The following is a 14126-nucleotide window of genomic DNA, read 5'->3' as shown; positions in this document are numbered from 1 at the left end:
CGTAGGCGCTGGCTTCGGAGGAGCACCACGTCTTTCCAGGACCTCATGGCCGGCAAGTCGGCTCCTACACTGGGGTTCGTTGGTCGTCGAAGAAGGCTTTCCTGCCATCCACCCGCTCTGACGCTTTCGGCACATTCACCGCCTGGCCTTCGGGCTTTTCCACGTACCAATAGCAATGGCTCACCGCCCGGGTAATGCCCACGTAGGCCAGGCGCAACACTTCGTCCTTTTGCGCAGTGTCGTACGGCTCGCTGTCACCGTCCTTGCCCAGGCCGGCCATGCGGTACACCTGGTTCTTGTACGGTGAGCTGGTCACGTGCTGGCAATCCCCAAGCAGAAATACTGCGTCCGCCTGCAGCCCCTTGGCACTGTGATAGGTCAGTTGCTTTAGCCTGCGTGCCTGGGGTGGCAAGCTAGAATCCACATTAACTAAAGACTGAATATGCTCTTGAATCAGTAACTTATCGCTACTTTTTCGATAAAGCATTAACACTGATTCGCCGCGCTGGTAGTGCGCCTGCAACTGCCGCCCCAATGCGGCATCATCGCGCTCCAGAACCTTGACGGGCACCAAATCCTTGGGCGCCCCGCTGGCCTTGGCCTTCTTGCCGGGGATGGCGGGTGCCGCCCGCACAATGTGCTCGGCGGCGTCGATGATGTGTTGATGGCTGCGGTAGTTCTCCCCAAGCATCACGCGAGTGGTGGCGGGTGACGGGAATTCCTGGTTGAACGCCATGAAGTACTTGGGCGAACTCCCGCGCCAGCCGTAGATCGACTGCCAGTCATCCCCCACGCACAACAGCGACGAGCGCTGGGCACCGCGCCCGACGTGCATGGCCGGGCCGCGACTGCGGATCTCGCGCAGGCTGGCGCGGATCCACGAGACAATCTGCGGCGAGACATCCTGGAACTCGTCGATCATCAAATGCGACAGCGGCCGCAACAGCGGATCACTGAGCAGCTTGAGGTTTTCCGGGGTGTTTTCGCCGAACAGCGAAAACATGCGGTTGTAGGTCATGATTGGTGGCGACTGGTCCAACAGGTGATCTTCCAGGGCCTTCCAGAAGATGCTCAGCGCTTCGAAGAAGAACCGGTCCGGGTCGTCCTTGGCAAAGCTCATCTGCCCAACCGCAGTGGGCACGTCCAGCCCCAGGTTTTCGATAAACCCGGCCGCCATCACAAAGCTGTCCAGCAACGGCGCAGAGGCGAGTTCGCCCTTAACCTTGTAATCAAAGCCTGGCCCGGCGCTGGCATCACCGGCCAAACTGCTTAAGAGCCGCTTTGAAGATTCATAACTATCGAGCCATATCAGTGGCTTACGGCAGAAAGCTTGAAACAGGGTGCGCTTTACCGCCCATTCTGCCCGTACGGACAATTTCGAATTTGGCCGGCTGATCTGGGCGTTTTCCCTTGAGTCAAAGCCCAGCACCACCCAGGCGTCCAGCTCCGGTATATAGCCATGGCAGTGAAACTGCGCGCCGTTGATCTCTAGGGTCTGGCGATTGGGCTCGATACCCTTGATCGGCCACGCACCCGCGCGGAACCACAGGTCTTCGATCAGATCGCACAGTTCTTCATCGCGCTTGGCCGCCAGTTCGGTCACGGCCACGCGCTTTTGCACATCGGGATGCTCGCGCTCCAGCTCCTTGAGCTGCAGGCCCTGGCGTGCCAGCGGCGCTATCAGCTCGCGAAAGCGCGCATGCTGGCCGTGCAGGCGGTGGTAACAGGCGTTCATCTGTTGGCGTTGGGCGTCGTTGATGCGCAGGTCAAAGGGGTTGCTGTCGACGTCCTCAAAGCCTGCACTGAGGTTTTCGAACGCTTGCAGGCGCTCAAAGCCCGGCAGGCTGCGCACCATCGGCAGGATGCGCGAGTGAAAGGTTCGCACCACGGCCTGCGCTTCTTTCATGCCAAGGGGTTGGCCCCACAGGCTGAGAATTTCCATGAGCTTGTTGATGAAGTCTTTGCGCGACTCACGGGTAAAGGTCACCACCGTCATTGAGCTCAGCTCGAAGCCCAGGTAATGGGTAAGGAGCAAAATACGCAGCACCAGGGAGGTGGATTTGCCCGCACCGGCGCCGGCTATCACTGAGGTTGAAGGCGTATCGCTGAAGATCATCTTCCACTGTGCAGCGCTTGGCTGCGCGTGGGCCGGCAGCAACCGCGCAACGTCAGCCTTGATGCGTTTCTTCAACTCGGCCGTCAGCGGCAGGCGCCAATCATCGAAGAGGCTGTCATCCACACCCGGCGCTCGGTGCTCATCCGGGCGGAAGTCGCGAATCAGCAGGACTTGCCGGCCTTCCTCGATGCCATCGGCCTTGCCCTCGCGGTAGCCGTACTCCACACCTGCCTCATGCCCACTGCGAAAACCGTCGGCCTGCCCGTGCAACCAGGAAAACCGGTGCTGAGCGCGCAAACGTGTCAAGCCATGGCCAAACAGGCGCGCGGCCAGGCGTTTCAATAGCGGCATTTCGGCCAAGGGGCGCAGTTCGGGAGGAAGATCAGGCTTTTGTTGCGACACGCGGACTCCTGCGATGAGCTGGGTTCAGACAAGTGCGCCATGGTCGCCGGAATCGACGTTGAGTTCCAGCCAATTGCTTTGCTGTCATGCAGTTAGGCGATGAACTGAAAGTCAAAACGCCACCAACTCATCTAATCGACTGATAGGAATCAGGCATATTTCCGGCTTTTTATCGATCATGAGCTGCAGGATCATAGGCGCCATCCACAGGAGACGATCATGCTTGAACTTCGACCTTTCAATTCCCTGGGCGGCGCCCACCATGGCTGGCTTGACGCCCATCACCACTTCTCATTCGCTGAATACCACGACCCCAAGCGCATGCACTGGGGCAACCTACGGGTATGGAACGACGACATCATTGCGCCGGGCACCGGCTTCCCGCAGCATCCGCACCGCGATATGGAGATCATCACCTACGTGCGCGAAGGGGCGATCAGCCACGCCGACAACCTCGGCAACAGAGGCCGCACCGAAGCCGGTGACGTGCAGGTGATGAGCGCCGGCACCGGGATCGCCCACAGCGAGTACAACCTGGAAGAGACGCCAACCAAGATCTTCCAGATCTGGATCATTCCGAATGAAGCCGGTCTGCCGCCTTCGTGGGGCGCCAAGCCGTTTCCCAAGGGGGATCGCGAAGGTTTTGTGACGCTGGCCAGTGGCAAGGCCGGGGACAGCGAAAGCCTGCGCATTCGTGCGGATGCACGCCTGGTGGCCGCGAACCTGAAGGCCGGGGAAAGTGCTGAATACCGGCTGGACAGCGGACGCCGTGCGTACCTGGTACCGGCGACGGGCGTGATTGAAGTCAACGGCGTGCGTGCGCAAGCGCGAGACGGTGTAGCGATTGAAGATGAGCAGGTGTTGCGGGTGACGGCGGTTGAAGACAGCGAAATCGTCTTGGTTGACCTCGCTTAACTTTGTAGGAGCCCGGCTTGCCGGCGGTGGCGTTCGTAAGATCGCTATCGCCGGCAAGCCGGGCTCCTACAATGGGTTACTGGCTGATAGCGCCGTCTACCAGCACCTGCGCCTCTTCCACCAATTGCTTGAGGTGATCTTCGCCAATAAAGCTCTCGGCGTAGATCTTGTAGATATCCTCGGTGCCCGATGGCCGTGCAGCGAACCAGCCGTTTTCGGTCATCACCTTCAACCCGCCGATTGCCTGGTTGTTACCCGGCGCATGGCTGAGGATCTGCTGGATGCTTTCCCCGGCCAACTCGGTGGACGTCACCTGATCCGGCGACAGCTTGCCCAGCAAGGCTTTCTGCGCCGGTGTGGCCTTGGCGTCGACACGAATCGCGAACGGTTCGCCCAGGGCGTCGGTCAGGCCACGGTAAATCTGGCTCGGGTCCTGGCCTTTGCGCGAGGTCATTTCTGCAGCCAGCAGTGCCGGGATCAGGCCGTCCTTGTCCGTGCTCCAGACGGTGCCATCCTTGCGCAGGAACGAGGCGCCGGCGCTTTCTTCGCCGCCAAAGCCCAACGAGCCTTCGAAGAGGCCGTCGGCGAACCACTTGAAGCCGACCGGCACTTCGTACAGGCGACGGCCAATGCGCGCAGCGACGCGATCGATCAAGCCGCTGCTGACCACGGTCTTGCCCACGGCTGCATCGGCGCGCCAGTCAGGACGGTTCTGGAACAGGTAGTCGATGGACACAGCCAGGTAGTTGTTCGGTGCCAACAGGCCACCGGACGGCGTGACGATGCCGTGGCGGTCGTGGTCCGGGTCGCAGGCGAATGCCACGTCGAAGCGTTCCTTGAGACCGATCAGGCCCTGCATGGCGTAGCTGGAGGACGGGTCCATGCGGATCTGGCCGTCCCAGTCGACGCTCATGAAGCGGAAGGTGGCGTCGACTTCGGTGTTCACCACGTCCAGATTCAGGCGGTAATGCTCGGCGATCGCCGACCAGTAGCGCACCCCCGCTCCACCCAGCGGGTCTACGCCCAGGCGCAGGTCGGCACTGCGGATGGCGTCCATGTCGATCACATTGACCAGATCAGCCACATAGCTGTTGAGGTAGTCATGGCGATGGGTGGTATCGGCCTTGAGTGCCTGGGCGTGGGTGATGCGCTTGACCCCCGCCAGTTTATTGGCCAGCAGCTCATTGGCCTTGGCTTCGATCCACTTGGTGACGTGGGTGTCGGCCGGGCCGCCATTGGGCGGGTTGTACTTGTAGCCGCCACTCTGCGGCGGGTTGTGCGACGGCGTGATGACGATGCCGTCGGCCAGGCCGCTGGTGCGGCCACGGTTGTAGCAGATGATGGCGTGGGAAATCGCCGGAGTCGGCGTGTATTCATCGCCTTGCGCCAGCATCACGTGCACGCCATTGGCGGCCAACACTTCCAGGGCGCTGGCACCGGCAGGTGTCGACAACGCGTGAGTATCCAGGCCGACAAACAGCGGGCCATTGATGCCCTGGGCTTCGCGATACAGGCAGATAGCTTGGCTGATAGCGAGTACATGCCATTCGTTGAAGCTCAGTTCAAACGAGCTGCCACGGTGACCGGAGGTACCGAACGCCACGCGCTGGGTGGAGATTGCTGCATCAGGCTGGCCGGTGTAGTAGGCCGTAACCAGTCGCGGGATATCCACCAGCAACTGGGCTGGCGCCGGCTTGCCCGCAAAAGGACTGATTGTCATGCATAAACCTCGGAAAGAAGGATTCGGGAAAAAAACGGCAGTTTACTGAGAGTTGGACTCCTGTGCGACGGTATCGATCCTACAACAGTGAGAGAAACTTCACGCAATCATCCCATCCGGGCCTGATGCAGCGCCTCGCCGATGGCCGCCAAGGCAGCATCGAGGTCCGGCTGCCCATGAAAGGTCAGGCTCAGGCGAAAATCCTGTTGATGCAGGCCGCTGACGCTGAACAGTTCACCGGGCGCAATCACCACCTGCTGGCCGAGCAGCCGCTGGAATACCTGGCGCATGTCCACCGGGTGCGTTGAGTGCAACCAGAACGTCGCCCCGGCAGCGGGTGCACTGAAGCTCACCTGTCCCTCCAGATGCTGGTCCAACCGTTGGCTCATCGCCTGCGCCTGCTCATGTAAGTCTCGGCGCAATGCACGCAGGTGCTGGTCGATTCGCCCGCTTTGATACAGGCGCGCAATCGCGCGCTGGCGGATCGACGACAAACGAAAGGCGCGCAGCAGGAACTGGCGCTGTAATTCACTGCTCATGCGCCGGGACAGCAGATAACCATAAGGCGCTTCCGAACCCAGGACCTTCTCGAACGAAGAAAACACCATGAGCCGCTCAGGGTTCACCAGTTCCCGGAGTGCTGGCTGTTGATGATTGAATCCCAGTTCGCCAAAGGTGTCGTTCTCCAGCAGCCAGCAACCGTAGTGATCCAGCATTTGTGCAACAGCCAGGCGGTCGTGGTGCGGCATCACCCCCCCTGCCGGCAGGCTGACCTTTGATGACAGCAGCACCAGGTGCACCGGTTCGTTGGCTAACACGCGGTCAAGGCTGACCAGGTCCAGGCGACCGTCCGGCATCCAGGGCAATTCGATGATGCGCACCCCCGCATCCTGGAGCAGGCGCAGAACCAGCCAGTCGCAGGGTGATTCGACAATCACCGTGGTCCCCCTCAGGCCCAGTACATCGATGAGAATGTGCAACACACCGCGCAGGTCGGCACCGATGTACACGTCATCGGCATGCCAACAACGCGTCGGCGACGAGGTATAGCGTGCAGCCAGCACCGCGCGCAGTTCCCACACACCGCAAGGCTGGGACCAGGGTTGCAGATGCTGTGGGTACTGGCGCACCAACTCTCGCTCGAGGCGCAACAGGCTGCTGTCCAGCGAAGCCAGCAACGCGGGTTCATCGCCACTGAGCACCACCATGCCCGGCCTGCGCGCTGCGGCGTAGAGCCGGTCGAGCAGATCTCCACCAGCCCACGCCTGTGGGTTTGAAGACAGCGGCCAGGCGTAATAGCCCGACTTGGCCACCGAGTAGACCCGGCCCTCCTTTTCCAGCAGTGAGTATGCGTACTGTACCGTGGAGATCGACACATTCAGGCGCCCCGCCAACTGCCGCAGGGAGGGCAGCTTTACCCGGGCATTGGTGCTCACTTCGTTGATCAGCGTGATCATGTAGCGATAAACCGCCTGGTACGCGAAGTCCGCCTGCCGTTCGCCGCGCAGTGTCATCGCCCGGACAATTGACAGGCCTGCGCGCTGCCGCGAGTCATGGCCCCCGCACTGTGGGTTGTTTGGCCGCTCCCAGCGATCAGCGGCCGCTTGCGGTACAGGTGTTGCACCAGCGGCATCGGCAAGCCGCTGGTATCGATGACCCACTGCTGCAACATCTCGGCGGACGGCTTGCCCTGCAGGACCTTGTGCAGTTCTGGCAGGGCCACGAGCATGCCCGGGTGGCATTGGCGCAGATAGCCTTCCAGCCGCTCACCATGATGGATAAACGGAGAAAACAGCAGGCAGATCAGCTGTGTTTCATCCAGGCCAAAGTAGTGCTGCGCGTAGGTTCTGGATTGGATGCGCCCTTCACTGCTCTGAGCCCGCGCGAGCAACTCTTCGGGCACCTGCACGCTGCGCATGCGTTGGGAAGCCTGATGGACAAAACCTCGCACGCCTTCCTCATAGTCAAGATCGCGCAAGCATTGAGCCTGCAAGCCTCGCAGGTGCGCCATCAGCTGTGGGTTGGAGTAGCTCGGATGGCTGAAATGAAAGCCCAATGGATCGGGTGCATAGGCCATGAACTCGTTGAGCATCGGCGACTGTTGTGTGTCGACATCCGCCAGCAGATCGGCAATGCCGATGTAGGCCAAGTGACGATGGCCGGCCCTGCTGGGGTTGTCACTCGCAACATAATGCTCGCCATACACATCGCGGTAATAGCCAGCGCTCCATTCCTCCATGCGCGCAAACAGACCCGTGAGCGACACCGGCCAATTGGGTGGGATGGCAAGCCCCGCGCCTTGGGCGGTTTTTTTCAGCCACGCCAGAAACTGACTTTGCTTGCGCAATGAGTCGCCGTTGACCACGGCATGCACCCCACCATTGCAGGTGGTAACGCGCTGATAGAAATCGCCGAGTGCCAAGTAGGTGTCATTGCACAAGGTTGCGCGGCAATCACCCGAAGTCACGTGGCCGATCATCAGCATGTTGCGCTGGCTGATCTCCCGCCCGACGGCAGAGGCGGGCCGCAGGTGATTGAAGGGCAATACTTCCTGGTTTTCCACCATCAGTAACTCAACCCTGGGATCATCGTGGAGAAACAAGCGGCCATAGCCCAGGTTGAGGCTGTCGAGCCGGCCTTCGGTCATCCCGGCATGGCGCAGCGTCGCGACCCGCAAGTGAAAGGTGCGGGGGGCGCGGCCGGCGATGGTCAGTTGCGCGGCACGCAACAACGCCAGGGTGTAGGTGCTCGCTTCACCTCCCCCATGGGCCACCAGCACCTTGTAATCCCCGACCTGTTCCATACCGCCCGCCGCCACAACGATTCGTTGGACCAGCAACTGGAGTGCCGTTCGCTCTGCGCGATTAAAGTAGCCAATCAAACGTTGCAGAACTTGCTGGTAAACATAGTTCATAGCCTGTTCGTGAATAGTGCTCATCGTTCTACTACCTGAGTTTAAATATCCGTTCCAAGCAACTGCTGACAGTACTTGCTCGACCTATTACGCGTGTAAGAAAACTGCACACAGACTTGTGCGCCGATGACTAGACATTAGCACCGCGCAACAAAACAACACCGATGCCGTCGGGACCCCCCCAAAGACATGGACGCGCCAGAGCGCCGGATTTACGGGATAAAAATGCATTCAGCCACGACCCTAGGATCTTTCCGACAGGTCCTTGCAGATTCTTAACCCACCATTAAAGGAAATGTCCGACACATAAACCCAGCAACTTTCCCTTTTCCTGGATTGCAGCTTTATACGCCCATTGTTAATTCTCTGAGGCCACAGGGAAGCTGCGTCTTTAGTGTCGGCCTCTCGCGACAGTAGTGCCGGATATTCATTCATTGCTCATTCCTTGAGATGAAGGTGAAGGCGTAATTATCAGTGCTGGGATAATGATTAATAGATACAGAACAACGCCGAAAACCAGTGCAGATGAATGACAGCCGGCACGTAAAAAACCCACACACAAAGACGCCGCGCTGGAATTCAGGGCGGCGTCAGGGAAAAAGGCGAGGTCCAGGGGCTAAGGGGCCAGACAGGCACCTGATGGTCGGTGCAGGATCAGTCCTGCCAAATGGCGCATTTGCCTCATGCGCCATCGTCGTTTGCGAATCTTCCTACGGCTTAAACAGCTTCAACCTGCAACGCAACCCGCTCGCGGCAAGGGCATTCATCCATATAACGGTGTGCTTCCACAAACTGACTGAACGGAAACACCGTGGTTTTAAGCGGTACCAGCACACGGTCGGCGGTCAATTGGTTGATATCCCGCAGGGCCCGCTGCAAGGCCACCTGGTCCTGGATAATGCCCAGCTCAGGCTTGCCAGTGAAGTTGCCGATGCAATGCACAAAGAACTGAATGTTCTTTTGAAACGCTGCACACGCCGGGAATGGCGTCTGGTTACCGCCCTGCAAGCCATACAGCACCAGGCTGCCACGCGGTGCCAGCACATCGCCGAGCAGCGACATCTGCGGGCCGCCCAGGCCGTCGAACACCACGTCGACGCCACGGTTATCAGTGAACTTGTTGACTTGCATCAGCAGGTCCTGCTCTTCGGTGACGATGACCTTCTCTGCCCCGAGGGACAGTAGGTACTCGCGCTCTTCGCTGTCCTTGGTGGCGGCAATCACCCGTACGCCCAGGGCCTTGCCCAGCTGTACGAAAGATGGGCCGGCGCAGTGGCTGGCGTCAGTCACCAGTGCAAACTGCCCAGGCTTGACCCGCGCCAGATCCACATAGGCAAAGTAGGCAATCAGCAGCGGCGTGTAGTGCACACTGGCTTCAATCGGGCTCAGGACATCCGGATAGCGGGTCAGGGCCGAACGGGGCAGGACGATCTGTTCGCCATACACCGGGTAATCATTGGGGCTTTCGGCCGGAAAACTGGCCACTTTATCGCCCGCTGCCAAATCATCCACGCCGTCGCCGACGGCGACCACAACCCCGGCCATCTCATGGCCCAGGCCGGATGGCAAGCGTGCATGGGAAGACGCCAGGTTCTGGCGCCACAGAATGTCATACCAGCTGATGCCAATCGCTTCGACACGCACCTGCACTTCGCCCGGTGCGGGCTGCGCGGCTGCATGCTCTTCGCATTTGAGCACCTCGGCCGGACCAAACTTGTGAAAACGGATCGTGCGGGACATCGCAAACCTCGTCAAAGTAACCTCTAATGCCATGAACTCTATCTGGGCTTTCCGGGTAAGACCACCGGTCGCCATTAATAGTCGACATGCCTGTCATTGATTCCGCAACTGAGGAATAGGCCTCAGAGCTTGTAAGAAAACTCAATTTTCCTGTGCAGAGTAACAGCCTTTACCCGTAAGATTCATGCCGGTCATTCTTCTTATATGGCTGCTCTCGTCAAGTTTGCTGACTCTTCCAGGACACAAGATGAACCGTAACGACCTGCGTCGTGTCGACCTTAACCTCTTGATCGTATTCGAAACCTTGATGCATGAGCGCAGCGTGACCCGCGCCGCCGAGAAACTGTTCCTCGGCCAGCCGGCCATCAGCGCGGCGTTGTCACGCCTGCGCGGGTTGTTTGACGACCCCCTGTTCGTGCGCACCGGCCGCAGCATGGAACCGTCGGCCCGAGCGGTCGAAATCTTCGCCCTGCTCTCCCCGGCCCTGGACTCGATTTCCACCGCCGTCAGCCGCGCCGCCGAGTTCGACCCGGCCACCAGCACAGCCGTGTTCCGCATCGGCCTGTCCGACGACGTCGAATTCGCCCTGCTGCCGCAACTGCTCAAACGCCTGCGCGCCGAAGCCCCCGGCATCGTCCTGGTAGTACGCCGCGTCAACTACATCCTGATGCCCGGCCTGCTGGCCTCCGGCGAGATCTCCATCGGCGTCAGCTACACCGCCGACCTGCCGGCCAACGCCAAGCGCAAAGTACTGCGCCGCAGCCTGCCGAAACTGCTGCGCGCCGACAGCGTACCGGGTTCCCTGAGCCTCGACGACTTCTGCGCCCGCCCCCACGCCCTGGTGTCCTTCGCAGGCGACCTGAGCGGCTTCATCGATGAAGAACTGGAAAAACTCGACCGCAAACGCCACGTGGTACTGGCCGTGCCGCAATTCAACGGCCTCGGCACATTGCTGGCGGGCACGGATATCCTGGCGACCGTGCCAGACTACGCGGCCGAGGCCTTGACCTCGGCGGGCGGCTTACGCGCGGAAGACCCGCCGCTGCCGGTGCGCAGCTTTGAACTGCACATGGCGTGGCGTGGTTCGCAGGATAATGATCCAGGGGAGCGGTGGTTGCGGTCGCGGATTCAGATGTTTTTTGGGGACCCCGATAGCCTGTAATGGAATTCCATTAAATTCCATAAAACGTTTTATAACAACAAGTTACTGGTTATTTAAGTCCATTGCCGCCTGTCTAAATCCAATGGATTCCACGACTCATGGGGGCATAATTGGGGGCAAATTTCGGTTCCTTAAAAAGGATGCCCCCACCGATGCCCCCAGACAATGTGGTTGTTTTCAAACGAAAACTCAGCGATGCCTTGATCCGCTCTCTGACCGAACCAGGTAAACACGCCGATGGCGAAGTTCCTGGCCTTTATTTGGAGGTCAGAGCGTCGAGCAAGGTCGGCAAATCCCCTTCCAAGGTTTGGCGATTGAAGTATCGGCTGCATGGGAAGGAAAACCGCTTCTCCATCGGCGCTTACCCCGACATTGGCCTCAAGGAGGCGCGCGACATTGCCCGCGGCGCACGCCGCGACGTGGCTAACCACACCGCTCCGCTCAAGGCCAAGACCGCCAAGATCGAGGCACAGTTGCTCAATGAAGAGCGCACCTTCGCTTACGTGGCCGAGCAATGGTTGGCATTCAAGTCAGCCGACCTGGTGACCAAATCCATCTCGGGCTTTACCGGAGCGCTGAACAACCACATCTTGCCTGCCATTGGCAAAAAACCGATCAGCGAGATCAAGTTGGAGCACATCACTACGATCATCACCGAGTTGCGCCGCCAGCGCACCATGGCCATGGCCCGACGCGTGCGCACCATCATACGTGCCGTTCTGGGCTTTGCCGAAGGTCGCGGCTGGGTGGAGCGCAACGTGGCTCTCAGCAACATTGAGGAGTTGAAGATTCGCCACATCGTGACCAGCAACCCGGCGATCGAAAGGCCATCCGACCTAGGCAGGTTTCTTATACGCCTTGATGACTGCAATGACGGCAGCGTTGCTACCGCAATGCGCCTGCTGGTCATGTTGCCGGTCCGCCCAGGCGAACTGGTGCAGATGCGCTGGGAAGATGTCGACTTGGTGGGCGCCGATTGGCGTTATGTGGTGAGCAAGACCAAGCATCTGGACAAGAGCAAACACATCGTGCCGTTGCCTGAACAAGCGTTGGTTCTGTTACGCGAGCTACGTAAAACCCGCGTGGTGGATGAAGAAGGCAAAGGCTGGGTGTTCGTCTCGCCGGTCTATCCAGGACGTCCCATAAACCCAACCTCCATGCTCAAGTCCTTCCAGCGCATCTGGCCGGAGTACGACATCACTGCTCACGGCTTTCGCGCCACCTACCGGACCATCGCTCACGAGCACCTGGGTATTGACCCAATCGTGCTCGAACTCTCGCTATCTCACCGTATGCCAGGTGCGCTGGGGGCTGTGTATGCACGCGCTCAACTGCTAGTGCAACGCAGGGAGGCGGCTCAGCAATGGGCGAACTACTTAGACCAGTTGCGGCAAAACGCGGCGCGAGCCACCACCGATTGATGATGCAGAGAAACCATTAAAAAAATTGGAGAGGGAAACGAGACAGGCATTGGGTGGGTTAATCGTTGATTTATATGGATTTTATTTTATTACGCTGATGCAAGAATACTTGATGATGTACTTGTTTTCTGGGGCTTTCAAACGTGAAAATACCAACGGTGAGTGCGCCGATTGGCAGCCTTTGACCACTCATCTGCGGCGCGCAAAATCGAACCAATAGTATGATATTTCGCACCACTTCTGACCTATCAGAGAGCATCCCATGGCAGCGGTACGAAAAACCATCACCGTTACGGACCAGCAGGACACTTGGATCAAGGGCCAGATTGAGGCTGGCCATTACACCAATGACAGCGAGTATATTCGCGACTTGATTCGTCGCGAGCAGGAGCGCACTGCAGAGGTAGACGCCATCCGTGCTGCCTTGCTTGAGGGCGAGGCCAGCGGCAAACCTCGCGCGTTTAATGCTGAAGCGTTTAACAGCTGATGCTGAACACCCATGGCTGAATACCGCCTTACCCCTGCGGGCGAACGTGACCTCGAAGGGATTTTGATCATTCGTACCCTGCATGACCGGATAGACCCGCCGCGTAGTCAATGATCGCTCCTGCCGCTCAATCCGAGTCCCGGGTCCGAGCATCAAGCCTCCACTTAGCACGGGCAAAAATGACCGCGCTCGTAATTGCTCACCCGTTTCTGCTGTTGAAGCAAAAACGTAAAAAGATTTGTATTATCAATAGATTGGAATTTTTTATCGGTCAATATTTTGAGGGTTTCACGTCAAAAGTTTTAATAGCGCGGTCATTTGACGCACCCTAAACTCCCCAATAGAAACATTCTGAATCACCTCGCTCGTTCATCTTGCGCCGCCCATGTTCGTGTGATTGCCGCTGGCCCCAAGCCCTGCGGGCGCTGCCGTGCGCGCATGGGAAACGTGCCTGATCCTCTAAGGAACCCCCATGCAGCGCAGAGACTTCTTATCATCGGCCATCGCGCTGGCGGCTGCGTCGACATTACCCGTTGCACGCACCGAGGAAATTACCGGTGGCCAACCCTGGGAACCGGCCACGGCCAGCCTGCCAGCGTTGCCCAGCGTACGTCAGGGCGGCCTGGCGTTCTTCAATCAACATGAATTTCAAACCACCGAAGCGATTGCCGAACGGTTGATTCCAACGGACGAGCTGTCGATCGGAGGCAAGGAAGCCGGTTGCGCGACGTTTATCGACCGCCAATTGGCCGGTGACTACGGCAAGGGCGCCACGTTGTATCGGCTGGGACGTTTCGTCAAAGGTACGTTCGAGCAAGGCACGCAGTCCGCACTCACCCCCGCCGACCGCTGGCGCAAGGGGCTGGTAGCGATTGACGAATACAGCCAGGGGCAGTTCGGCAAACCCTTCTTGCAACTGCAAGGCGAGCAACAGGACCTGGTGCTGCACAGCTTCGAAAAAAACGCGGTCAAGGTTGGTTCCGAGTTTGACGACGGCGCCAAGGAGATCTTCGAACAGGTGCTGGCCAACGTGCGTGAAGGCTTCTTGTCTGACCCGATCTACGGCGGCAACAAAGGCATGGCGAGCTGGAAAATGCTTGGTTTCCCCGGCGCACGCTATGACTTCCGTGACGTTATCGCCAAGAAGGGCCAGAAGCTCAACATCATCCCCACCAGCCTGATCGATAACACGCTCTGATCCCCTAGAACACTTGAGTGATGAGGCCTTGCCATCATCGCCGACTGACCG

General features: G+C 59.1%; 9 protein-coding genes and 1 pseudogene. 5 read left to right on the top strand and 5 right to left on the bottom strand.

From position 1 onward, the window contains the following. Window positions 1-64: 64 nt before the first annotated feature. Complete coding sequence (locus KUA23_RS14880) at window positions 65-2518, bottom strand: UvrD-helicase domain-containing protein (protein ID WP_252994248.1); 2454 nt, start codon at window positions 2516-2518, stop codon at window positions 65-67. A 219-nt stretch (window positions 2519-2737) separates the two neighbouring features. On the opposite strand from KUA23_RS14880, the gene KUA23_RS14875 reads away from it, so the two are divergent. Further along, the gene (locus KUA23_RS14875) at window positions 2738-3433 is read left to right on the top strand and encodes a pirin family protein (RefSeq protein WP_252994247.1); all 696 of its coding nucleotides are present in this window, start codon (window positions 2738-2740) and stop codon (window positions 3431-3433) included. Between the two features lie 76 nt (window positions 3434-3509). On the opposite strand, the gene pgm is transcribed toward KUA23_RS14875, so the two are convergent. The 4 genes from pgm to KUA23_RS14855 form a co-directional block, all read right to left on the bottom strand. After that, window positions 3510-5153 (bottom strand): phosphoglucomutase (alpha-D-glucose-1,6-bisphosphate-dependent), encoded by a 1644-nt coding sequence (pgm, locus tag KUA23_RS14870; RefSeq protein ID WP_099492005.1) that lies wholly within the window; start codon window positions 5151-5153, stop codon window positions 3510-3512. 107 nt (window positions 5154-5260) lie between these two features. Continuing rightward, entirely contained in the window at window positions 5261-6667 is a 1407-nt protein-coding gene (locus KUA23_RS14865; RefSeq protein ID WP_252994246.1) for an aminotransferase-like domain-containing protein, read from the bottom strand. After that, window positions 6664-8091, bottom strand: coding sequence for a hypothetical protein (locus KUA23_RS14860; RefSeq protein ID WP_078048402.1), 1428 nt, complete (start codon window positions 8089-8091; stop codon window positions 6664-6666). Before KUA23_RS14860 ends, KUA23_RS14865 begins: the two co-directional genes overlap by 4 nt. A 693-nt stretch (window positions 8092-8784) precedes the next feature. Further along, complete coding sequence (locus tag KUA23_RS14855) at window positions 8785-9807, bottom strand: zinc-dependent alcohol dehydrogenase family protein (RefSeq protein WP_252994245.1); 1023 nt, start codon at window positions 9805-9807, stop codon at window positions 8785-8787. A gap of 247 nt (window positions 9808-10054) precedes the next feature. On the opposite strand from KUA23_RS14855, the gene KUA23_RS14850 reads away from it, so the two are divergent. The 4 genes and pseudogenes from KUA23_RS14850 (at window position 10055) to KUA23_RS14835 (ending at window position 14075) form a co-directional block, all read left to right on the top strand. Next, window positions 10055-10969 carry a LysR family transcriptional regulator gene (locus KUA23_RS14850; RefSeq protein WP_028616088.1) on the top strand — a complete coding sequence of 305 codons (915 nt, stop codon included), beginning with the start codon at window positions 10055-10057 and terminating at the stop codon, window positions 10967-10969. Window positions 10970-11121: 152 nt separating this feature from the next. Beyond that, complete coding sequence (locus KUA23_RS14845; RefSeq protein WP_034105418.1) at window positions 11122-12390, top strand: tyrosine-type recombinase/integrase; 1269 nt, start codon at window positions 11122-11124, stop codon at window positions 12388-12390. 262 nt (window positions 12391-12652) lie between these two features. Then, window positions 12653-12897: pseudogene (locus KUA23_RS14840) on the top strand (type II toxin-antitoxin system ParD family antitoxin). A 452-nt stretch (window positions 12898-13349) separates the two neighbouring features. Then, window positions 13350-14075, top strand: a complete 726-nt coding sequence (locus tag KUA23_RS14835) for a gluconate 2-dehydrogenase subunit 3 family protein (protein ID WP_034105421.1) — start codon at window positions 13350-13352, stop codon at window positions 14073-14075. Window positions 14076-14126 lie beyond the last annotated feature (51 nt).

Source organism: Pseudomonas pergaminensis (assembly GCF_024112395.2).
Lineage (GTDB): Bacteria > Pseudomonadota > Gammaproteobacteria > Pseudomonadales > Pseudomonadaceae > Aquipseudomonas > Aquipseudomonas pergaminensis.
The sequence above is the reverse complement of the archived record's forward strand: the minus strand, read 5'-3'. Positions and strand labels throughout refer to the sequence as shown.